Annotated in this window: 18 protein-coding genes; 10 read left to right on the forward strand and 8 right to left on the reverse strand. The window is 46.7% G+C overall.

The window, feature by feature from the left end:
* Positions 1-69: 69 nt before the first annotated feature.
* Entirely contained in the window at positions 70-978 is a 909-nt protein-coding gene (locus EKG39_RS04530) for a LysR family transcriptional regulator (protein WP_126504532.1), read from the forward strand.
* Between the two features lie 64 nt (positions 979-1,042).
* Here EKG39_RS04530 and EKG39_RS04535 read toward each other — a convergent pair whose 3' ends face one another.
* The gene (locus tag EKG39_RS04535) at positions 1,043-1,975 is read right to left on the reverse strand and encodes a DUF808 domain-containing protein (protein ID WP_126504533.1); all 933 of its coding nucleotides are present in this window, start codon (positions 1,973-1,975) and stop codon (positions 1,043-1,045) included.
* Between the two features lie 222 nt (positions 1,976-2,197).
* Between EKG39_RS04535 and EKG39_RS04540 the strand changes: the two genes are divergently transcribed.
* Positions 2,198-3,082, forward strand: a complete 885-nt coding sequence (locus EKG39_RS04540; protein WP_126504534.1) for an HD-GYP domain-containing protein — start codon at positions 2,198-2,200, stop codon at positions 3,080-3,082.
* Positions 3,083-3,205: 123 nt separating this feature from the next.
* Positions 3,206-3,862, forward strand: coding sequence for a ribose-5-phosphate isomerase RpiA (gene rpiA, locus EKG39_RS04545; RefSeq protein ID WP_126504535.1), 657 nt, complete (start codon positions 3,206-3,208; stop codon positions 3,860-3,862).
* A 472-nt stretch (positions 3,863-4,334) separates the two neighbouring features.
* On the opposite strand, the gene EKG39_RS04550 is transcribed toward rpiA, so the two are convergent.
* The 3 genes from EKG39_RS04550 to EKG39_RS04560 all read right to left on the reverse strand — a co-directional run bounded on the left by EKG39_RS04550 (position 4,335) and on the right by EKG39_RS04560 (position 8,233).
* Positions 4,335-5,942 (reverse strand): AAA family ATPase, encoded by a 1,608-nt coding sequence (locus tag EKG39_RS04550; RefSeq protein WP_126504536.1) that lies wholly within the window; start codon positions 5,940-5,942, stop codon positions 4,335-4,337.
* A gap of 144 nt (positions 5,943-6,086) precedes the next feature.
* Entirely contained in the window at positions 6,087-6,917 is an 831-nt protein-coding gene (locus tag EKG39_RS04555) for a hypothetical protein (protein WP_126504537.1), read from the reverse strand.
* A gap of 440 nt (positions 6,918-7,357) precedes the next feature.
* On the reverse strand, positions 7,358-8,233 hold the full coding sequence (locus EKG39_RS04560; RefSeq protein ID WP_126504538.1) for a LysR family transcriptional regulator: 876 nt from the start codon (positions 8,231-8,233) through the stop codon (positions 7,358-7,360).
* Between the two features lie 92 nt (positions 8,234-8,325).
* Here EKG39_RS04560 and EKG39_RS04565 point away from each other — a divergent pair, with 92 nt between their 5' ends.
* Positions 8,326-8,526: a hypothetical protein gene (locus EKG39_RS04565; protein ID WP_126504539.1), complete on the forward strand. Its 201-nt coding sequence runs from the start codon at positions 8,326-8,328 to the stop codon at positions 8,524-8,526.
* 336 nt (positions 8,527-8,862) lie between these two features.
* The gene (locus EKG39_RS04570) at positions 8,863-9,207 is read left to right on the forward strand and encodes a hypothetical protein (RefSeq protein ID WP_126504540.1); all 345 of its coding nucleotides are present in this window, start codon (positions 8,863-8,865) and stop codon (positions 9,205-9,207) included.
* A gap of 549 nt (positions 9,208-9,756) precedes the next feature.
* Here the strand turns inward: EKG39_RS04570 and recJ are convergent.
* The 4 genes from recJ to brnQ all read right to left on the reverse strand — a co-directional run bounded on the left by recJ (position 9,757) and on the right by brnQ (position 15,018).
* Complete coding sequence (gene recJ / locus EKG39_RS04575; protein WP_126504541.1) at positions 9,757-11,481, reverse strand: single-stranded-DNA-specific exonuclease RecJ; 1,725 nt, start codon at positions 11,479-11,481, stop codon at positions 9,757-9,759.
* Between the two features lie 150 nt (positions 11,482-11,631).
* The gene (gene dsbC, locus EKG39_RS04580) at positions 11,632-12,369 is read right to left on the reverse strand and encodes a bifunctional protein-disulfide isomerase/oxidoreductase DsbC (RefSeq protein WP_126504542.1); all 738 of its coding nucleotides are present in this window, start codon (positions 12,367-12,369) and stop codon (positions 11,632-11,634) included.
* Positions 12,370-12,647: 278 nt separating this feature from the next.
* Positions 12,648-13,562 carry a site-specific tyrosine recombinase XerD gene (gene xerD, locus EKG39_RS04585; protein WP_126504543.1) on the reverse strand — a complete coding sequence of 305 codons (915 nt, stop codon included), beginning with the start codon at positions 13,560-13,562 and terminating at the stop codon, positions 12,648-12,650.
* A gap of 112 nt (positions 13,563-13,674) precedes the next feature.
* Positions 13,675-15,018: a branched-chain amino acid transport system II carrier protein gene (gene brnQ / locus EKG39_RS04590; protein ID WP_126504544.1), complete on the reverse strand. Its 1,344-nt coding sequence runs from the start codon at positions 15,016-15,018 to the stop codon at positions 13,675-13,677.
* Between the two features lie 462 nt (positions 15,019-15,480).
* Here brnQ and EKG39_RS04595 point away from each other — a divergent pair, with 462 nt between their 5' ends.
* From EKG39_RS04595 to EKG39_RS04615, 5 genes are all read left to right on the forward strand, one after another.
* Entirely contained in the window at positions 15,481-16,215 is a 735-nt protein-coding gene (locus EKG39_RS04595; RefSeq protein WP_126504545.1) for a tRNA1(Val) (adenine(37)-N6)-methyltransferase, read from the forward strand.
* Between the two features lie 155 nt (positions 16,216-16,370).
* Positions 16,371-17,597: an ATP-dependent RNA helicase SrmB gene (srmB, locus tag EKG39_RS04600; RefSeq protein WP_126504546.1), complete on the forward strand. Its 1,227-nt coding sequence runs from the start codon at positions 16,371-16,373 to the stop codon at positions 17,595-17,597.
* Between the two features lie 507 nt (positions 17,598-18,104).
* Positions 18,105-19,322: an efflux RND transporter periplasmic adaptor subunit gene (locus tag EKG39_RS04605; protein ID WP_126504547.1), complete on the forward strand. Its 1,218-nt coding sequence runs from the start codon at positions 18,105-18,107 to the stop codon at positions 19,320-19,322.
* The gene (locus EKG39_RS04610) at positions 19,322-22,489 is read left to right on the forward strand and encodes an efflux RND transporter permease subunit (protein ID WP_126504548.1); all 3,168 of its coding nucleotides are present in this window, start codon (positions 19,322-19,324) and stop codon (positions 22,487-22,489) included. The genes EKG39_RS04605 and EKG39_RS04610 overlap by 1 nt, the downstream gene beginning before the upstream one ends.
* A gap of 138 nt (positions 22,490-22,627) precedes the next feature.
* The gene (locus tag EKG39_RS04615) at positions 22,628-23,305 is read left to right on the forward strand and encodes a TatD family nuclease-associated radical SAM protein (protein WP_126504549.1); all 678 of its coding nucleotides are present in this window, start codon (positions 22,628-22,630) and stop codon (positions 23,303-23,305) included.
* The last annotated feature ends 147 nt before the right edge of the window (positions 23,306-23,452 follow it).

Here is a 23,452-nt window from a genome sequence, read left to right on the forward strand (position 1 = left end):
GTTTACTCTTGCCAAAAAGATAAAAAAAATGAATATTAAGAATAGAAAGTATAACTAAAGGTAATACAAATGGATCTCAGAGTGATCAGTTACTTCATCGACATTGTTGATAGTGGTGGCTTTGCCAAAGCTTCTGAAAAAATCCACATCACTCAACCCGCACTATCAAAGGCGATTATCGGGCTCGAACATGAGTTGGACTTAACCTTGATCGAACGAGGCAAACGCGGAACCCAACTCAAGCTGACATCGGCCGGAGAGGTGGTCTATCGCCACGGCATCGAACTCCTGGCCGGCAGGCATAGGATGCTCAACGAACTGGCCTCTCAACGGGATTTAACCTCGGGAGAGCTAAGGCTTGGTCTGGCTCCACTGGGCAGCGCCGAGCTTTTTGCCCCCGTGATAGCCAAGTTTAAAGACAGTTACCCTAAGATTGAGATGAATCTGTTCGTGCGAGGAGGCGTTGAACAAACCCTCGCACTTCAAAAAGGAGAGATTGAATTGGCAACGGGGATAATCTCATTCGATAAAGAGTTCGATGGGATCAGAATCCATGAGGACCCTATGGTCGTTGTCCTGCCCAAGAATCATCCCCTGGCTCACGAAGCATCCCTTCAGCTTTGCCAAATATCCGACATAGCCCAGATCATGTTCGAACATGATTTTGCTCTTTATGGTCAGGTATTCGAAGCCTGTGAAAAAGCGGGTTTCACCCCAAAAAATATCACCCGAGTGAGTCACCCCGATTTTGGTATCGCTTTGGTGGCAGCCGGTGCCGGAACTATGGTGCTTCCTAAGCTGATAGCCGAACGACATAGCGTGAGCGGTGTCGTCCATGTGCCATTAAAAAGCTCCGAGCTGTATTGGGAACTGTCCCTATACTGGCAAAAAGGAAAGCAGCTCTCATTCGCGGCCCAAGCTATGCTTAACATGGTGAAAGAGCGGTTTGGTACCCACAAACAAAGCGCTGAAACCTAGTGAGGTACGGCAGCCCTAAATGTAGATGACCGAGCAAAATGCCCGGCCAATGCCGGAGTGGATATCAGCTTCTGAACTTCTGGAACCCGGATACCATTAACAGGGCCAAAGCCCCGGCTATGACGCCAAAAACCGTGTTCAGCAGACTCGGAGTGATAAAGGCCAGTGTCGGCCCCACTGCGGCTAACAGCTCGACCCAATGGGCAATCGATTCGATCTGTACGCTCACGGCATGCAGACCGTGGGTAAGAATGCCGCCTCCCACCATAAACATGGCGATAGTGCCGACTATGGTAAGCCCTCTCATCAGGTAAGGTGCCGCGTTTACCAGCCCGTCGCCGAACCAGCGACCGAAGCGGGTCAGCAAGCCGCTACCTTGCCTTTGGCTAAGGTAAAGCCCGGCATCATCTAACTTGACGATACCGGCCACTAAACCATACACGCCTATGGTCATCACTAAGGCGATGGCCACCAGCGTAAATACCTGAGTCGTAAAACTACTCTCGGCAACAACCCCTAAGGTAATGGCAATAATTTCGGCCGACAGGACAAAGTCGGTCCTGATAGCCCCCTTGATCTTCTGCTGCTCATAAGCCTTAAGATCGTCAATCTGTGGGAGCTGAGCCGTTTCTGAATGCACCCCCGATTTTTTCGCCTTCCTATGTGTATAACTGTGATGCAGCTTCTCGAATCCTTCGAAACAGAGAAAAAGACCACCAAACATCAATAGAGGAACAATTGCCCAGGGGATAAAAGCACTGATAAGCAGCGCGGCCGGCACTAAAATACATTTATTGCGTAACGAGCCCATGGCCACGGCCCACACAACGGGCAACTCTCTATCGGCATTAACCCCGGACACCTGCTGGGCATTGAGTGCGAGATCATCACCCAAAACGCCCGCCGTTTTTCGTGCAGCGACTTTACTCATTATCGCGACATCATCCAGGATAGATGCGATGTCGTCCAACAGTGATAACAGGCTAGCTCCAGCCATAAATACTCTCCAAATTTCCTTTCCCACAAGCAGACATATCAGAATAACTCTGACTGGGTCTAAATTTACTCCTGCAATCTTTTTTTTGCCACCGTCTTTGGCCTATAGTTAAATTTATAGCCAGTGTGACATTTTCCTCTCACTTTCACGGTCTATTAGTAGAGTACAAATTAGTATTACCCACTGTTATAAAAAATGGATTGTTAATCATAAGGATAACCTATGAAATCTCTCGACTTACTTCGCTCTTTATACTCTATGGCTGCCGTTGTTGAAGCAAGAGATCCTTACACTGGTGGTCATTGCTGGCGCGTCGCTCAACTCAGTGAACTGGTGGCAATTGAGATGAATCTGGATGAGAGAACCCGCCTGCGTATTGGTTTAGCCGGTTTCCTGCATGACTTAGGTAAAGTAGGCGTTCCCGATGCCATCCTCAATAAGACAGGAAAGCTCACCGATGAGGAATATGAGGTCATCAAAACGCATCCAAGTATCGCAGCCCAAGTGCTCAAGCATCACCCCTTGGGCGATTTGGCGATTAACGGCGCCCTCGCCCACCATGAAAGACCCGACGGTAAAGGCTATCCCAATGGCCTGAACGAGGCACAAATACACTTAGATGCCAGTATTATTTCGGTTACCGATGCCTTCGATGCCATGACCTCTCACCGCCCCTACCGCAATGGAATGGGTGTCGATAAGGCCCTCGACATATTACAGGAAAACAGTAGTTCTCAGTTCAATAGCAATGTGGTCGAACATTTCTGCTCCATCGACAGACATGATATCGATGCCATAGTGTTGCATAGCGATCACCATACCCCCCTGCAGATCTGCCCTAATTGCGGCCCGGTTGTCGTAGTCTACAAAGAGATGGAGCAAGGCGATAAGACCTGCTGCCGTAATTGTGGAGGAGAGTTCAGCTTGCTCATCGAGGAGGGAGTTAGAAGCCTCAAGCCAACCGGCGGCGTCGCCACTCCCGAGCAGTTACAGCCATCAGCCGATCATGAACTGATAAACCGTCTGTCTCATCGCGCCCTGCCCCTGCTCAAAAAAGATCTGACCTGGTGGCAGAAGTTGGTTGGAACTGCTGATAGTTCAAGTTAGTTGAAGTTAGTTCAAAAGTGGGCCGAAGTTAACTTGAAAATGGGGTATTAGCACTGCAGTTTCAACCAAGTGAGAGTATAATAACGTCAGAATTTTTGAAAATACTCCTTACAGGACGCTACCATGACACAAGATGAGATGAAAAAAGCTGCGGGTTGGGCTGCACTGGAATATGTCGAGAAAGACAGTATCGTAGGTGTAGGAACAGGCTCTACCGTCAACCACTTTATCGATGCCTTAGCAACGATGAAAGCCGATATCGACGGTGCGGTATCAAGCTCTGAAGCTTCAACCGAGAAGATGAAAGCATTAGGGATCCCGGTTTACGATCTCAATTCAGTCGACGAACTATCTGTCTATGTCGATGGCGCCGATGAGATCAACGCTCATATGGATATGATCAAAGGCGGCGGAGCAGCACTGACACGTGAAAAGATCGTAGCGGCTGTCGCAGACAAGTTTATCTGTATCGTCGATAACACTAAAGAAGTGGATGTTCTGGGTGAGTTCCCACTGCCAGTAGAAGTTATCCCTATGGCGCGCTCTTATGTTGCTCGTCAATTGGTTAAGCTAGGTGGCGATCCTGTTTACCGTGAAGGTGTTGTCACAGATAACGGCAACGTTATCTTAGATGTGTACAACATGAAGATAGTAAACCCTAAAGAACTTGAAGAGCAGATCAACGCCATCGTCGGTGTTGTCACTAACGGACTATTTGCCCTACGCGGTGCAGATGTGTTGCTAGTGGGTACCCCAGAAGGGGTTAAAACGGTTAAGTAGACCGTTTTATTGCTACTTTTGCTCGTAGCATCTTAAAGCCACCCTCAATCGGGTGGCTTTTTTATACAAGGATGTGTTACTTGTCGGATAACAAGCTAGAAATATCTTTTGTTGGTTCTTCTGACTTAGTGGGTATTTAGTTCGATATTGAATGGCATGGCTTCAAATTAATCTATAGCCTGCGGCTCGCTGAATGTGCAGATACTTCTTCGGCACGCTGCAAGTACATCCATGTAAGCTCGACGGTGGCATCCATGCCACCAACGTCCTCAGCCGCATCTACACTTGAGTGTTTATTTCTTCGATTTAAGCTTTACTTGCTATCCCGATTTTGGACAGAATGTATGGTACGCCCCGTTATTGCAAATAATAAAGCAAGATAACAAGATATGAGATAACGCAGTTGTAACCAGTTGCCAAGTCACGTAGCGGCATGGTAATCCGAGTTGACAACATTGTTATGTAAGTACACTTAACCAGTTGGGATTACAGGCAATATATTCTTTATCTCAAGAATAACTTTCGGAGCCTGCTGGTTGTTTAGTATCCTAATCAACCAATGCTCAAACTCACCAAGCCTTGTGTTTTTCAAATGAGAAGAAGCTATTGCCATTAATCCCTTGTTGTCATAAATAGTTAGCAATTTAACTAGATCGCTTTCAGTAATAGCTATTTGAATTTTATCTCGAGCATAGCTTTCAAAAGCTTCAATATTCAATTCTGAAACTTCTTTGTCCAAAGATTCTCTCAGCTCGGAAACAGAACCGGATGCGCTTAAATCAATTTTCTTAAGAGCTCTATCAATACGTCGCCGACAAAACCTAATTATTGCTTGTTCTAGCTGTGTTTCATTAACACTGGAAATCACTGCATTAATAAAACCTTGCAGCTTAGTCTCAAGTTCAGCTCCAGAAAACCCCTCATGTTCGAGTATTGCTCGGGCAACATGAGGGTGAATGAAAATATTTTCAATTTCGGAAAGCGGTAGAGTTCTTACTTCTAAATTTTCTAGGTATTCGATATCCCTTTCACTGTAATCATCAGCGTCAACGATGCCCGCACAAGTTACTCTTGTAAGGGATGTATTCTGCCGCATAGTAACAACTGAATGAATTACCTGCTCGCAAGACCCTCTGGGGATTACTGTCCATTCTGGATAGCAACATCTGAAAGTTGCGATGTCTAAACTGGTATCATGACCCTCAACAAATAGAATAGGTTTACGACTCCCAAGTATAAGGGTTACCGTATTTTCATCGAAACCACTATCATTAGGGACCGGTTTAATCTCCCATGAAGGAGTTGGTTCAAATTTACTAATAACAAATTTATTAGCAATGCGAGAACATGCAAATTCAATATCATGAGTAATGAACAAAAAAGCACAATCAGGACGAATTGACTCTAATTCATCCCAAAGTTTTGACATTATAGATTTATGAACATGGAGCTCTGGCTCATCAAATATCAAAAGTGAATTTGGTTCGGCAACTAAGGATTGACCCAACATGTAGAACACTGCTCTCTCACCATCACTCATGTCCGTCGCCGAATAGCGGCTTTCTGATCCAGTGATTGAAACCAATATATCATCACCACTAATATGTAGTTCTCGATGTGGTAGCAATGACTGCCAAACTTTCGTTAGGGTTTCAAATTTTGTTTCTGTAGCTTCTTTTATCTCACCTAACCTAACACTTTTATGAGTTTTCAATGAAGTATTGGTTTGCTCGGCGAATAATGTTTGTAACAGGAAATCAAAGTCGTTTAATAAGGCTACAGGTGCGTTATCCCCCCATCGACTTCCTTTTCTATGTGCAATGGTTGCCTTCTTATGATTCCACCCAGTCTTTAGTGCAATCTTAGCTTCTCTTTCGCTTACCTTTGCAACGGCTGGGTTTAGAGATAGAGCACGATGAGCTGCTATTCGATGTGTAGCCTCCCCCAATTGCTCCTCAATATATGAGGCAAGCCGAGTTTTTCCCGCACCATTAGCACCAACAATTACTACCGAAGTTCCTTCTTCAATACATAATTCTTCCGTACCACTTTGCTTGGGGATATTTATTTTAAAGGCCACTACCGACTTTCTCCTTGATTCGATTTAAACTTCAAAGCTACATAACGCCAACCTGACCAGCGGCGTGCTGGCGCAGTTTTTTGCGTCTCTTTTGCGAAAAATGTGACAGTGTTAGCCGTCTGATTGAGGTTCTTGTTATACGTTTTAATCAACGTGCATTGCTGTTGTCGCATACTCCTGCAAGACCTCTTTTACTTCTTCGAACTTGGCTTTGGCTCGTAGATCTTCACTATGAGTCTTTAAGTATTCTTCGAGATACTTAACTTCGATATGCGCTAGATCTATTCTCAATCTTTGAAGCCAATTGGGTGTTCCGAGATTGTGTGACTCCCAATTTCTATTTTCAAAAGGGTTCTCATAATATGGGACGTCGTGAAACAACTCTGGAGAAATATCTTTCCTTAATAGAAGTCCCTCAAAATCAATTTTCAGAGATTCATCGCTTTTATGAAATGATTCTAAAAGATTTTCAATACCGCCAACTGCATCGTATGCACTTTCTATCACATCGAAAAAGCTACTATCACCATTCACGTCCATCGCTAAGCCACTATCAGCAAATACATGATCGAGTTTGTTTAGGCGCTCGACTTCAGACCAATACTTCTCCATTTCATAAGAGAGCTTAGTTAGTTCTGCTTCATCTAGTTTAAAGTCAGATTTTAGGAACAGCTGCTCGTGATCTCTTTTAATTTCTAAGAGCCGCTCCACAGGGTAATCGTCAACATCGTCAGTTTCAATGTGATGTGGATAACACAACACTAGTAAGTTTTCGTAACTTCTCCTGTGCTCGTCATTTCCCTCAGGGTTATATCGCTCCCCGCCTTCTGATGCAGCTTCAATGTGGCAAACTTGTGCTACAAATTTGTTCTTGCCGTTAATCAACGGCTGAGTACACCCCGGAAAAGCACATTGGTTTCCGGATCTGGCGAAGAGAGCCCTTAGTACATCCGTTTTTGGTGCTAATCGTGCCATCACAATCCTTCAATACGGGCTGACGTATAACGTCTTATTCAATAACAGCACGATAACGTTCTTGGCTGCTTGCTCAGTTAGGTAAAACTACCATCTACAACTCTTTGCTGCAAAAGGATTATTTTTTGTTTCTTGAAGAGAAACACTCAAAAGTTCTCTGTGAAAAGATACGTGGGGGTTTATGAGGTCTGCATAAAACTTTACTAAATAGCGGATAAAGCCTAATCGAAGAGGTTAATAAACGGGTGTAAGTGAGCTCGAGGACTTCGATTTCAGGGATGAAATCGCAGAGCGCCCAAGGATGGGTTTACAGCGTACCGAGAGATTACTTACACATAAGCTCACCGCAGGTGATAAATAGCAATGAAGGTGCAACCTTAAAACAAACATTCCAATACCATTGAGCAAAAGTAAAAATGTAACCGGTCTTCATTCGAAGACTAAACTTCTCCTAGCTTTACGAACGCTTCAGCGGCGGGTGTCAATGGCAGGTTCTTACGCCAGATAAGGGCCAGATCCCAGGTCAGCATGGGGGACATGGCTTTATAAACCAGTTTAGTTGAGCCTATTTTGTCACAGATGGGTTGAGGCAGTATGGCGACGCCGACGTTCGACTCGACCATGGCGCCAATAAAGTCCCACTGCCCGCTCTGGGAGGCGATATTGAGCTCGACACCATCCTCGCGGCTCAGACGCGTGAGTAACTTTGCCAGTGAAAAGTCATCGTTATAGAGCACGAAAGGCAGGTCCCTTAGATCTGACCAGGTGATAGACTCTTTATCAGCAAGGGGGTGCTTTATCGGCAGGCACACCTGCAACGGGTATTCCTCTAATGGCAGACAATGAAACTCCTCGGCATGGGTGGCCGGGAGGGCCGTGAATGCAAGATCTAAGCTGTCGTTGAGCAGAGCCTCCTCGGCGCCATAACCGCCCAGCTCCTGGATCTGGAGCTCAATTCCCGGATAACGGCTTCGAAATTCAGATAGCAAGGAGATGATGATCCCCCCCATCATGGGGCACACACCGAGTCTCAGTTGCCCCGTTTTAAGACCTTTAAGATTATTAAGATCCTCCTGCAGTCTATGCCACTGTCCTACAATCTTTCGGGAGCTATTGGCCAACAGGTTACCGGCTTCGGTCAATATCACCTTCTGATTATTACGAATGAGCAGCGGTTGCTGCAGGTTATCCTCGAGACGCTGGATCATCTTACTCAGCGTGGGCTGAGTCAGGTGTAACTGCTCTGCCGCGCGGGTATAGCTGCGGGTTTCCACTAATGTCAGGAAACACTGTAGGTTCTTAATCGGTATATTCATGCTTTATTGGAATGCACTTAATGGAATTAATTCATTTTACTTATAAACCGTGGTCACGTACTTTGATTTCGATCTTAAATACAGGAGTCATTATGAAAAAATTTGAAGGTTTATGGGTAAATGCCTTAGTGAGTGCCGCCGCCCCTTTGGCCGAAGACAGTGCGTTTCGTCAATCCCAAAATCATAGTGCAGAAAAGAGTGCAGAAAAGAGTGCAGAAAAGAGTGTAAAAAATAGCACAGAACAGAGTGAATCCTTGAGGATTAACGACACAGTAGATGCCGTTACCGCATAGGATCTGCTTGCCAGCCCAAAAGTCCAGGGCCTTCGAATGAAGGCCTGGTAGGTTTTTCTTTAGTGTCTTCAGAAGATTGAAGGGTTAACCTTTATGCGGGCCTAACCCCACCAGCCGATAAAGATTAGATATTTCAGTATCCTCCCCAGGTGCAGCCTTCTTCCCCTCTCCTCAAACACCTGATACCGCCTTATTTCTCATCTTGAGTCGTGAACTATCTGGATGTTTAATCATTTGTCGGCAATAGAATGCACAAATTGGTATAGAATTATCCATTCATGGGATTCAAACAAAAAATACTATTAAACAGTAACCTAACGGATAGACGAGATCGATATGAATAAGCTAATTGTGGCAATGTTGGTTCCCTTGCTCGCAGCCTGCAGTGCAACGACTCTGGAGAGAACCTACAGAGGTACATATTCTTATGGCCATGAAGTGCGTAGTTTCAAACCCTGCAACGAGAGAGAGGATTATTGGGTGAGCTTCGATTGGGCAGGGATAGAGATGCAGGACTTTTATGAAAATGCCCGCAAGCCCCCCTACCAACCACTGTATATAGAGTTCAGGGGGCAAGTTCTCAACGAGGACGTTGACGGCTTTGCCGAGCAATCATCCGGCCTGATACGAATCAGCGAGGTGTTTAACTACACATTTGAAGTGCCTTCCGGGTGTAACTAAAGCCAACTTAAACTATGAACTATGAACAAGATTAGAAGCGATGGGCTTCAACACGGATAAATGTATTTCTGTCGAAAAACGTGTTTGTAACAGAGAACCTAAATCGAAGAGATACCTTTCTCGAACCAGAGTCAGGCGTAAACGCGGCGGTGACCTTCCGTGACAGGGCGAGGTTTCACATAGTGAAACTCACCAAGCGAGAGATAGGGATATCGAACTGGCATTTAAACATGGAGGTTGTTTGTCACAGCAGAGCCCACAGGGCCGAAAATGTTCCCTACATTTTACGGCATTCCCACCATTCATGGCGGTCAGACTGTACTTGCAACGATATCCATATCTAACAGCCAGTTCGGCATCCATGCCGCTCGTTCATAAGAACAGAAACCATAGGTTTCTATTCACCGAGTCACCGAAGGGTTTGCGCATAAGCCTGCAGCAAGCAATAGACAACAATGAACTTATGAGTTCAAACACAGGTCACAAACATCAATTAAGTTATGAGCTAACTAAAAAAGGATAAAGACGGTGTATCCCTACACCGACGAACTACATGGCCTCAATCTGGTCCACCATCAGCTGCAGAGTCTGATTGCCCCTGAACTCGTTCACATCTAACTTATACACTACGCGGGCATGCTTGATTGTCGCATCCGGCCAGGTGGTCAGGTCAACATTGAAGGCGATGGCATCGAGCATAGTCTGGCCGCACTCGGTTTCTAATACCAACTTAAGATGTTTCTCACCCACGATACGCTGCTGGATCACCTTGAAATAACCATCGAACAGAGGCTCGGGGAACTCTTGCCCCCAGGGGCCTGCGTTTCTGAGCTCCCACGCCATCTCAAGCTTCATCTCATTCGGGATAAGCTCACCATCGGTGACTAATTCGCCGGTTAACAGCTCGGGTTTTAACAGCTCTCTGACACTCTGGTCGTAAGCCTGCTCAAACGCTGGAAAATCTTTCGCCTTTAGGGATAAACCCGCCGCCATTGCGTGACCACCGAACTTGAGGATCATTCCGGGATGACGACTGTTGATCAGCTCTAACAAGTCTCGCATATGCAGGCCTTTAATCGAGCGGGCAGAACCTTTTATCTCCCCCTCTCCCGCGTCGGCAAAGGCTATCACGGGCCTGTGATACCTGTCTTTGATACGCGAGGCTAATATGCCTATCACGCCCTGATGCCAGTCCTCTTGAAAAAGCGCAATCCCCCAGGGAAGCTCGGCCTCATTGAGTTCGACCGACGCCAGGCTCTTTAACGCCTCCTGCTGCATATCGGCTTCGAGATCCCGCCGTTCGGCATTGAGCCCGTCTAGTTCTGCCGCCATTCTTCTTGCGCTCATCATGTCATCACAGAGCAGGGTTTCGACTCCGAGTGCCATCTCATCCAGTCTGCCCGCCGCATTGAGCCTGGGACCGACGGCGAAACCAAAATCAGAGGCTACGATGCGCGCCGGATTACGTTTCGCCACCTCGAGCAGTGCCGTAATGCCCGCACGGCAACGCCCCGCTCTGACTCTCTGCAGGCCCGCTTCGACCAGAATTCTGTTGTTACAGTCTAAGGCGACAACATCGGCAACCGTGCCCAGCGCGACGATATCCAGCAATTGACCCAGGTTGGGAACCGCCAGACCTTGCTCCTGATACCAATTACGCTTACTTAGTTCGGCTCTCAAGGCTGACATCAGATAAAATGCCACCCCGACACCCGCAATCGACTTACTCGCGAAGTTGCAATCCACCTGGTTGGGGTTAACTATGGCATCGGCATCGGGCACCGTTTTACCCGGAAGATGATGATCGGTGATGACAACTTGCATACCTAAGGCTTTTGCCGCCGCAACGCCCTCTATCGATGAGATCCCGTTATCTACGGTGATCAATAACTCGGCGCCCTTGCTATGGGCGACGGCGACGATCTCAGGGCTCAAGCCATAACCATAATCGAATCGGTTCGGAATAAGATAGTCGACCTTAGTGGCTCCCATCATGGTCAGGGCAAGCATGCAGACGCTGGTCGAGGTTGCCCCGTCGGCATCGAAATCCCCCATAATGAGGATTGAACGCTGAGCCTTGATAGCGTCGGCAATAATGGCAGCCCCCTCGGCAAGCCCTTTCATGGTATCGGGCCTTAATAAGCGAGCCAGTGTGAGTTCACAATCTTCGGCAGAGCTACCACGACTGGCGTATATCTGCTTTAAGAGCGGCGAAAGGGTATTGGGAAGGTGACTATCATCGACCTTAGGACGGCGAACAATCTTATGGATCACTAATTTACTGCCTTATTCCGGGTTATATCGATTGCTTCTGTTCACTGAGAGTGGCGAAGAGCGTAACGCTGAGAGATATAGCATATCAAACTGATTTAGCGAAGACACAAAAAAGGCGAGCTAAGCTCGCCTTTCAGGAAACAACTGAGATTAATTGGTTGATTCCAATACGCGCAACAGATCTTTAGGCGGCTGGTAGCCAGGGATCATGCTGCCATCTTCTAAGATAATAGCCGGCGTACCGTTAATTCCCAGACTCTGTCCAAGATGATATTGCTCTGCAATTTTTGCATCACATTTAGCCGTCTTAATGCTCTTACCAGCCTTAGCTTCGGTCATCGCAGTCAGAGGATCGGCTGCACACCATACCGCTTCCATCTCATCGGCATTGGCAGAAGGGACGCCGCGACGAGGGAAGGCAAGATAGCGCACGGTAATGCCTAAGTCATTATATTCATCCATCTGATTGTGTAACTTACGGCAATATCCACAGCTGATATCAGTAAATACGGTGACGACATGCTTCTCGTTTTTAGCCTTATAGACCAACATATTATCTTCGAGTGGCTTAATCATCTTCATACGAGGACCCGCCATGGCCGCCTCGGTCAGGTTTTTCATCCCTTTGTCGAGATCGTATAAGCTGCCGTGAAACAGTTTAGAACCATCTTTAGAGATATAAAGCACACCGCGATCGGTTAAAGCTTCATATAAACCTGGAATGGGTGACTGCTGTAGCGAATGAACTTCCACGCTTAAAGTCTGGGTTAATTTCTGTTTTAGCTCAGCGCTGTTAGCAATAGCATTGGATTGAGTATTCGGTGCGGCAGCAGCAAAAGGGGCTAATACCACGGCTAAAATCAAAGAAAGTGCTCGGGTAAACTTCATTAGATATCCTGTTCTTTGTAGGGTTTACTTATACCCAATCTACTCAGTCATTGCTGCTCGGGTATGTTCATAAAAGATTAGACCTTATCAAGGCCTGAAAAGTTACAATTTCAATGTAAATAAAGCAAATAATAACTGTAAGCAGATTAGTGCGCGCTTACTATACACTATGTATTAGCAAAATATGAAAGCTATCTCTGCGATAAAATCCCATTAATTATTCTTGTATGGGAGTGAGGTCACATTCCGGCCCAGTACTAAACCTAATCAACAATAGCTTAGCCCCGTGGATGATGCTCGGTGTGTAACTGGCTCAAACGCGCTTTCGCAACATGAGTGTAGATCTGGGTCGTCGATAGGTCGCTATGACCAAGCAGTAGCTGCACCACACGCAAGTCGGCTCCATGATTGAGCAGGTGAGTCGCAAACGCATGCCTCAAAGTATGAGGCGACAGCTCGCAAGAAACGCCGGAGCGAAGGGCATAGTGTTTAATTCGATGCCAGAATGTTTGCCTCGTCATCATCACCCCGCGCTTGGAGGGAAACAGGACATCACTTTGCTTGTGTTTCAACAGCTCGGCTCTCGCCCCCTGAAGGTAGTACTCGATATTATCAACCGCAAGCTCGCCCATTGGTACTAAACGCTCCTTTCCTCCCTTACCTATCACCCGAACCAAGCCCTGGCGTAGGCTCAGCTGCTCCATTGTCAGACTAACAAGCTCTGTAACCCGCAGTCCTGTGGCATAAAGCAGCTCCAACATCGCCTTATCCCGGCACTCTATTGAGTCCTCAATATCGGGCTCAGAGAGTAATCTGTCGACATCGGACTCACTGAGTGATCCCGGTAGCTTACGGGCAATCTTTGGCGATTTGATCTGTGCAATAGGATTAATCTCAATCCTCTTGCTGATAACCAAGAAGCCATAGAAGCGTCTGAGACTACTCACCAACCTGGCACTACTGGTACGGGCAAAGCCTTGCTCGAAGCGGATATCCAGATAACTCCGGATCCCCTCTTGAGAAACCTCTATTAACTGTTGGTCAGCACGTTGAATATGGCGGTCAAAATGACTAAGGTCTGTCCGGTAAGCTGACAAGGTGTTATCACTCAGGCCACGGCTAGACCACAAGTCATCGAGAAAGAGTTCGATCAGAGGATCGGGGGAGTAGGTTTCTTCTCTGGACTCTGCCAATCTGTTTCCTTAATGATATAAACATGATTGATGAAAATGGGATAAAAAAAGGCGCAGCTGAAAACAGCTACGCCTTATTATATACCCAAGCCAGCTTAGTGACGAAAGGTAATCAGTTCAATAACGGCTCTGACTTTGGCTTTTTAACGAATAAGCAAGCCAAAATAGTCAAACCAGTCGGCAGTAACCAAGCCATGCCCTCATTATGCAGAGGCATAAAATCGGTCAGACTCATATCGATACCCGCCGCCTTCAGACCATCGATCACCCCGAATAACAGAGCAACGCTCAACACTATACGGTGAGAGAACTCAGGCATTGCAAATTTCTCAGTCAGGAAAGTTACCGCAACCAAGGCGATAGCCACCGGATAGATAGTATAGAGTACAGGCACACTGATACTGATCAGTTGTGACAAGCCAACATTCGCGACGGTTGCGCATATAACACTGATGATAACGACAAACTTACGGTAAGAGATCTTGGTAAATAACTCATTAAAAAACTCAGAGCAGGCAGTAACCAGACCAATAACCGTCGTCAGACAAGCCAGAGTAACCACAGCAGCCAAGAGTATCTGCCCCAGACTTCCAAACTCATGATTCACATACTTGGTTAAGATCACACCACCATTATCGGCACCAACGGCGATATCACCGGCGGTCGCGCCAAGATAGAAGAGTGAGATATAGACAAACGCGAGTCCGGCGGCAGCAATTAATGCGGCTCTGATCAGATACTTAGTCTGCTGCTTACTATCACTCACCCCTTTTCTGCGAAGAATATCGATGATCAGCATACCGAAGATCAGTGACGCCAGTGTATCCATGGTGTTGTAACCTTCCAGGATCCCTTTGGTTAACGGATTGGACTGATAATCACCAACTGCTTGACCCACTTCTGCGCCGGGTAACAGGAATACAGAAGCCGCTAAACCGACCAAGAGTATCAGCATGATAGGGGTCAGCACTTTACCGACACTATCAAGCAATTTACCCGGATAGAGCGCAAGTAACATGGCACCACCAAAGAAAATCACCGAATAGATCAGCTGAGATACATTCAAGGTAATACCCGCCACCATAAAGGTCGCGCTGCTATCTTCGAGGAAAGGTTTAAAGCCCATTTCGTAAGCGACAAGCCCGGCACGGGGAGCAGCAAAGGCAGGGCCGATAACGATATAGATGGCGACGGCAAATGCGGTGGCAGCGAACGCAGGCAATAGCCCCATCACTTTACCGTTTGCTTTAGCTACTGCAATCAGGGTTATCAGAGGTAGAGTCACTGCAGTAATTAGAAAGCCAATCATGGCCAGCGTCATATTCTCACCCGCCATGAAGCCGGCCAGAGGTGGAAAAATCAGGTTACCCGCTCCTAAAAAGAAAGCGAAGGTCATAAACCCTAACCCTAAGGTATCACCCATAGTCATCTGTTTATTTTGCACTTTTTGCCCCATCAAATTGTGTTTTTAAACGATCTCAAATTATTACGCCCATCACAGGCACCACTAACATAGAGATAGAAAATTGTGTGTAAACTTTAGATTACACTGGTCCGTGGTAAATTTGGCCGATACATGGCGAGTTTATGAACAGAAGCGGGAATATCTGACGCTAAAATTGTTTAAAACTGGTTTACCTTCCCGAAACTGGGTTAAAACCCAGGTTCCGGAGGCATACTATTATCAAAATCATCAGAGTTTGACAAGGAAACGCCTCAAAACGGGAACAATCAACACCAGAAGTTAAACCTTTAAATTACAAATTGACAACAAAGATCACCAGAGCCCAGCATTTACGGGCTCCGCTCGACCCGGTTTACAAAAATACAACACAATTAAAGGTCAGAAGCTTACTCCTCATAAGCGTCACGATAGAGTACAATTCCCGCCAATTTCATTCAGCAATAAACAATCCTGATGGCCTTTACCTTTAAACAGTTTCATATAGACGATTTTGGCTGCGGCATGCCCGTCAGCACAGATGCCGTGATCTTGGGTGCGTGGGCACCTCTGTCCGATGCACAAAACATTCTGGATATCGGCGCCGGCAGCGGCCTGCTTAGTTTAATGGCGACTCAGCGCAGTAATGCAGAGGTAACATCGGTTGAGCTCGATGATACCGCGGTCAACGCCTGCCAAAAGAATTTTGCCGCCTCACCCTGGACGTCCCGGCTGACAGTGATGCACTCGAGCGTACAGGACTTCAGCAAGCAGCATCTTGAGACTGAAGGGATGCTATTCGATCATATCATCTGTAATCCGCCTTACTTTAAAGGTGGCACCCAATCACAGAATAAACTCAGGGCCCAGGCTCGCCATACCGGTACATTGGACTTTTGCGCGCTACTCGAGGCTATCGGCACACTGCTGGCGCCAAACGGTACGGCCAGCTTGATTTTACCCAGCCAGAGTATGAGTGAATTTGAGCTTTCGCTTGCAGACTCTTTGCTTGAGTTTAGTCAGGTAACCGATATCTCAGACTCTCAGCGAAAAACGCCTCATAGGCATCTCTTCACCCTTTGCCATAAGAGCAGCTGTGCACCGGCTAAATCCATTGACCTTGTCACCGAGCACTTTTGCATCAAAGAGCTCGACGGCAGTTACACCGAAGAGATGAAGCAGTTGATCACCGGCTTTTATCTGAAATACTAAAGGTGCTTGGTGAGCCACTATCTAAACACCGTAAATGGGGAAGCAGCAAAGTTTAATCACCCTGAGCCGCTTTTCCTCATTGGGCTCAACTAATGATTTAAGTTAGTGCGATTAACCTTTATAATGTTCGGCTATTATTTATTGAGACGCTGCACATGCAATTTGAAGATCTCCTGCTTGACCCTATTTTACTAGAGTCATTGAAAGCCATGGGCCATCACAAGCCTACCACCATACAGCAACAAACGATCCCATTGGCCATGGATCAGCGGGACATTCTTGCGCGTGCACCGACAGGGACAGGTAAAACTGCCAGCTTCCTTTTGCCGGCACTTCAGCACCTGATCGACTTCCCGAGACGCTTTTCAGGTCAGGCTCGTATCCTGATTTTGACCCCAACACGCGAACTCGCGAGCCAAATCCACAGATATGCCTCTCACCTGGCTTCTGAATTGGATTTCAATACCGTCATCATCACAGGCGGTGTGCCTTATGGGCCACAAGAGGAAGCCCTGAAAGGCAACGTCGATATCTTGGTAGCGACACCCGGTCGATTGATGGAATACCTCGACAAGGGTCAGTTTAATGCCGAAGAAGTTGAAGTTCTGGTTATCGATGAAGCCGACAGAATGTTGGATATGGGCTTCTCTGCCGTCGTCGAAACCATAGCTATCGAATCAGTGGGTCGCAAGCAGACCATGCTGTTTTCCGCCACCCTTGAGGGGAGTGACGTAGGCCGTTTCTCTCATCAACTGCTGACTGACCCGGTTAAAGTTGAAGCCGAGGCGCCTCGCAGTGAAAAGGCTAAGATTCATCAGTGGATCCATATCGCCGATGATAAAGAGCATAAATTCAAACTCTTATGTAGCATCTTACAACAAGAAGAGACCAAGCGAGCCATCGTCTTCGTTAAGACTCGCGAGGCGGTCGCCAGCCTGGAAGGGTTACTGCAGAAAGAAGGCATTCCATGTAGCTTTATGCGTGGTGATATGGAGCAGAAGCAGCGCTTCCAAGCCCTTGGGCGTTTCACTAAAGGCGAAGTGAATGTGTTATTGGCTACCGATGTGGCCGCACGTGGTATCGATGTCGATGACATCACCCATGTGATCAACTTCGATATGCCCAGATCTGCAGACACTTATGTTCACCGTATCGGCCGTACAGGTCGCGCCGGCGCAAAAGGCACAGCAATATCTTTGGTCGAAGCCCATGATATTCGGGTGGTAGGTAAGATTGAACGTTACATGGATCAGCCACTTAAGCGTCGATTCATCAAAGATCTCAGACCTAAGAATAAAGAAGCTAAGCCACCGGGAAAAAACAAAGTAAAGCCTGGTGAAAAGACTTTCAGCAAGAAAAACAAAAAGAAGAAAAAGAAGTAAACGTTTAGCTTCTAAATTTAATTCTATTATGAGAGCCGCTATCAGCGGCTCTTTTTTTGCCTGGAAAGAATCATAGAGATTCGCGGCTGAAGCCGCTCCTACATTAAGAGCCTGCCACTCCAGCTATATCTCAAGCACTAACAGGCATGGGTCCTGAAACAAGACCCGGAATGACGGCGAAAAGCAGGAACATTCGAATTTTTTTGCCGCTTACAACTTCCAATCTTCAAGTATCTCTTACCACTTAAACCTTATCCCTTATAAATACCAAGCTTCAAGCCCCCCATACTATTTTAGCTCTAACTAGAGTTCGTAACATTCTCCCCTTCAAGGCCTGAAAATAAAAAAGAGTGTGCTTTTAACGACTTCTAACTCATCTTTTACAGCTTATCTCAGGCTTTGCCGTGGCAATTGATACATTTTATTTACAAAAACAGATGTATCCCGCCCTTCTACTCTGGTAATTTAGGGCTTAGAAGAATTTCAGCATGGAAAAGCGGGATAACAATGATAAAAACAATACTCAGGAGATTAACTCCCCTCTATATTCTTGTCTTTTTTGGCGTAGCCGCTTGGCTTCTCATTAGCACCAAGGAGGCTCCTGAACAGAAGGAAGAGCAAAAACCTATCCCAATCGTTGATGTGGTTAAGGTAGAGCAGAAAACAGTTTCATTGAACCTGCCCTCCTATGGTGTGGTAAACCCAAAGAACAAGACTCAACTGGTCACAGAAGTTCAAGGCAGGCTATTAACCATCTCCGCCAACTTTGTTGCAGGTGGCGTAGTGAAAAAAGGCGAACAGCTTGCAGTCATTGAACCATCGGATTATGAAGCAGATCTCAATCAAGCTCAGGCCAGCTTGGCACAGGCACAGGCGGCTTTAGAGGAGGAGATAGCTCGCGGTGAAGTGGCTAAGAATGATTGGAAAGGCTATGACGGAGGACTCCCGCCGGAGCTGGGATTACGCCTGCCTCAACTCAAGAAGGAGCAAGCTAATGTTAAATTTGCCCAAGCCTCACTAGCACGCGCTAAGCGTAACCTTGAGAGAACCGTTATTCGTGCGCCTTTTGAAGGGATAATCAAGACAAGAAGCGTAGATCTGGGCCAATACGTGACTTTAGGCACTAACCTGGGTGAACTTTATGACACTCGCATTGCGGAGATCCGTTTACCACTCGCCAATAACGATCTCGCCTATCTGGAGTCGGTAGACAATCCTGATACAGAGGTCACTCTCAGTGCATCCTTAGCTGGAAAAACCGTCACCTGGACAGGTAATATCATTCGCAGCGAAGGCGTGATCGATGCCGAAAACCGTATGGTTTATCTGGTTGCCGAAATTAAAGACCCATACCAGAGAAAAAGCAGCACTGAGGGTCAACTCCCCCTCAAGTACGGCAGTTTTGTCACGGCTGTGATAAAGGGCCGTACCGTAGATGGCATAGTTCAACTCCCTCGCCATATTGTCCGTAATGGCCAGGTCGCCGTTATCTCAGCCGATAACATTATTGAGGTTCGTGAAGTCAATGTCGTAAGAACCGATGTTAACAGTGTTTATATCAAAGATAGCTTGCAAGATGGCGAACGTGTCTCGTTAACTAAGTTGACAAATGTCTCATCTGGCCAGCTCGTCAAAATCTTAGGTGAAGCGAATGAAAATGGCACTAACCTGCCCGAAACCGATATTGCAAAAGAGCGGCGTTTAGCCGCGGCGGGTGATCAATAATGGTGCCACAAACAGGGATAATGGCTTGGTTTGCCAGAAATACGGTTGCCGCTAATTTGCTTATGGCTTTCCTGATCCTTGGGGGGTTATTCAGTAGTTTTTTTGTCATCAATAAAGAGATATTTCCCTCTTTTGAACTAAACTATCTGCAAATTTCTGTTGCCTATCCGGGTGCTGCTCCCCAAGAGATCGAAGAGGGGATCAACATAAAAATTGAGGAATCGATTCAGGATATTGATGGCATCAAGAAGGTCACTTCGGTTGCCAGTGAAGGCGTGGGCTCGGTGACCATTGAGGTTCAGGACAGCTACGATCCTCAAGATATCCTCGATGAAGCAAAACTCAGGCTCGATGCCATCTCTACCTTTCCGGATAATATCGAAAAACCTAATATCTTCCGTATCAAACCGGAAAACAATGTTATCTGGGTCTCTGTCTATGGTGATCTCGACCTGCACGAGATGAAGGAGCTGGCTAAAAGCATCAGAGAAGATATCACTTCACTGCCTTCTGTCACCCGTGCAAAGGTCGCCGGCGTCCGTGATTACGAGATAGGCATTGAGGTATCGGAAGATAAACTCAGAGAGTATGGACTTAGCTTTGCCCAAGTAGCAAAAGCGGTGCAGAGCTCCTCAATCGATCTTCCCGGAGGTTCTATTCGGGCACAGGATGGTGACATTCTACTGAGAACCAAGGGCCAGGCTTATACCGGCGATGACTTTTCGAAAATAGTGGTCTCTACCCGAACCGACGGTAGCCGAATCATGTTGCCACAAGTCGCCACGATTAAGGATGACTTTGAGGAGAGACTCGAGTACACCCGCTTTAACGGAAAACCCGCGGCAATTATCGAAGTCACCAGTATTGACGATCAAAACGCGCTGGATATCTCGGCGCAGGTAAAAGAGTACATCGCCGAGCGTAGCAAGACTCTGCCGGCCTCAGCCAAACTTGATACCTGGGGCGACCTGACTCACTACCTCAAGGGACGTTTGAACATGATGTTATCCAACATGTTCTACGGGGCCGTGTTGGTATTTCTGATCCTCGCTCTCTTCCTTGATGTTAAGCTCGCCTTCTGGGTAATGATGGGGCTGCCGGTCTGCTTCTTAGGCACCGCACTATTAATGCCTATCGAACCGTTTTCGATGTCGATTAACCTATTAACCCTATTCGCCTTCATTCTGGTACTCGGTATCGTCGTCGATGATGCCATCGTGATAGGAGAGAGCGCCTATAGTGAAACCGAACGGCATGGCCATTCCCTGGATAATGTCATTAAAGGCGCAAAAAAAGTCGCCATGCCGGCCACCTTCGGGGTATTAACCACCATAGCGGCCTTTATTCCCATGTTGATGGTATCGGGCCCTCAGGGGATCATCTGGAAATCCATCGGGATGATTGTCATCCTCTGTCTGGTTTTCTCCCTGGTAGAATCTAAGCTTATCTTACCGGCGCATCTGGCTCATATGAAGCCGAAAAAACCAAACCTTAACCCGAATGTCTTCGTGCGCTTTAAAGTTGCACTTAATAATAAGATCCAGCATTTTATCCATCATAAATATCGCTATTTTTTAGAGACCTGTATCAAGAATAGATATAGCGTTGTAGCGGTATTTATCGGAGTGCTCATTCTCTCTATCGCACTGGTTGTAAGTGGCACGGTGCGTTGGGTCTTCTTCCCCGATCTGCCTTCAGATTTCATTCAGGTTCAACTGGAGATGGAGCCTGGCAGCTCAGAAGACAATACTTTAAAGGTGGTAAAAGAGATTGAGGATGCACTCTATACCATGAATGAGCAGATAGAAGATGAAGTGGGATACCCGGTCGTCAAGCACAGTTTTATCGACATGAGCTCGCGCACCTCAGCCTTTATCTTTGCCGAACTCACCAAGGGTGAAGATCGTGAAGTCGATGGTGTGAGAATCGCCAACCTATGGCGTGAAAACATACCTGAACAGCTCTCGGTGAAGAAGCTTAATATCAATGCCAGCACCAATGATGCAGGCGCCGATATATCATTCAGGCTCTCCTCCAGTAATCTGGAGCAGCTTGCATTAGCCTCAGACGAGCTTAAAAACAAGCTGAAAACCTATGAAGGTATCTATGATATTTCCGATAACTACTCATCGGGAAGCCATGAGATCCGTCTCAATATTAAGCCTGAAGCTGAAGCGCAAGGCTTAACCCTTTCGGATCTTGCCAGCCAGGTTCGCTATGGTTTCTACGGCTTCGAAGCGCAGAGGATATTGAGAAATAAGGAGGAGGTGAAAGTGATGGTGCGCTATCCGCTCGATCAGCGCCGCTCTGTAGGTCATCTTGAAAATATGATGATCCGTACCCCCAGTGGGATCTCGGTCCCCTTCTCTACCGTGGCCGAAATTGAATTGGGCGACTCCTACTCATCTATCACACGTGTCGATGGTCGCCGTGCCATTTCCATTATCGCCAATGCAGATAAGGATAAGGTAGAACCATCTAAAATCGTTGCCGAAATTCAGGAGGAGTTTCTGCCTTATTTAGAAACTCAATATCCACAAATTTCGACAACCTTAGATGGTGGCAGCGCCGATGAGCAAAGTGCGCTGATTAGCTTAGTGCAAGGTTTCTTATTTGCACTATTTGCTATCTATGCCTTAATGGCGATACCGCTTAAATCCTATAGCCAGCCATTGATCATCATGGCCGTGATCCCATTTGGTATCATAGGGGCATTGTTTGGTCACCTGATCCAGGGGTTAGCACTCAATATCCTCAGTCTATGTGGCATAGTCGCACTTGCGGGCGTTGTCGTAAATGACTCACTCATCCTGGTCGACTTTGTTAATAAGGCTCGCGCTCAGGGGCAATCGATAACCCAAGCCGCCGTTGACTCCGGTTGCCATCGTTTCCGTGCGATTATCTTAACGTCATTAACCACTTTTGTGGGTCTTGTCCCCATCCTCTTAGAGACAAGTTTGCAAGCACAGATCGTGATACCTATGGCGACCTCACTCGCCTTCGGGATCTTGTTCTCTACTGTGGTGACGCTGATTTTGATCCCCTTGCTTTATATCGTACTGGACGATGTAAAGCGGTTTTTCTCATGGCTGGGAAGAGCGCTGCGACGTTTCTATAACTGGTGGTGGCAACCAAAGCCAACACCTAATCAAGATGGCATGGCTTAAACGCTCTAAAAATAGGAAACAATAGATAGAGAAACAATAAAAGGGAGGCACGGCCTCCCTTTTTCGATCTGACCGACAGTTTCATCATCATAGTTCCTATAGAATCGGTACCATTATTTACCAGTATTACTCCCTCCTATGACTCTTGCACCTCAATCCGCTTCAACCAGCACTAAGTCCATAAACGATCCCGTGACAGACCCAGCTTCGAAGAACATGAGTTCGACACTGGTTTATGATATTCGAAACAGCCGTTATCTGAACATCACCGGGCGCTGCACTCTACGCTGTCAGTTTTGTCCGAAGCATAATGGCAGCAAGCAGGTTCATGAGTACCAATTAGATCTGAATCATCAGCCCAAAGCGGAAGAGATCATCCCATTGCTGGGTGATGTTGAGAATTTTGATGAATACGTATTCTGCGGTTATGGCGAGCCCACCCTCAATTTAGACACCCTGCTCACCATAGCCAAAGAGATCAAACACAGAGGGGGATATGTCAGGGTCAATACCGATGGTTTAGGCAACCTTTTCCATAGGCGTAATATTTTGCCGGAACTCGCGGTTTGTGTAGATGCCCTTTCCATTTCACTTAACGCCGATACCGAGCAGGCCTATATCGAACACTGCCGGCCTAAGCTTAAAAACGCCTATCAAAGCGTCAGCGAATTTATTCGCCTTGCCCCAGGTTATATTAAGAACGTTCAAGTCTCTGCCATAGATGGGCTAGAAGGTGTCGACATCGCGGCTTGCAGGGAGTTTGTCGAGACCAGTGGTGCAGAATTTAAACACAGGATGCTCGGCGTCGTCGGATAGTAAACAGTGAGATAAAACAACAGCCCCAGATCATGCAACTGATCTGAATCACATTAATTATCACTAGGTTAGAAGGGTGTAACTGGCAGTGTCCGAAATGTGGATTTATGCTAACATGAACATCCATAAAATAAACAACATTAAAAC

It is taken from the genome of Shewanella atlantica (assembly GCF_003966265.1).
Classification (GTDB): domain Bacteria; phylum Pseudomonadota; class Gammaproteobacteria; order Enterobacterales; family Shewanellaceae; genus Shewanella; species Shewanella atlantica.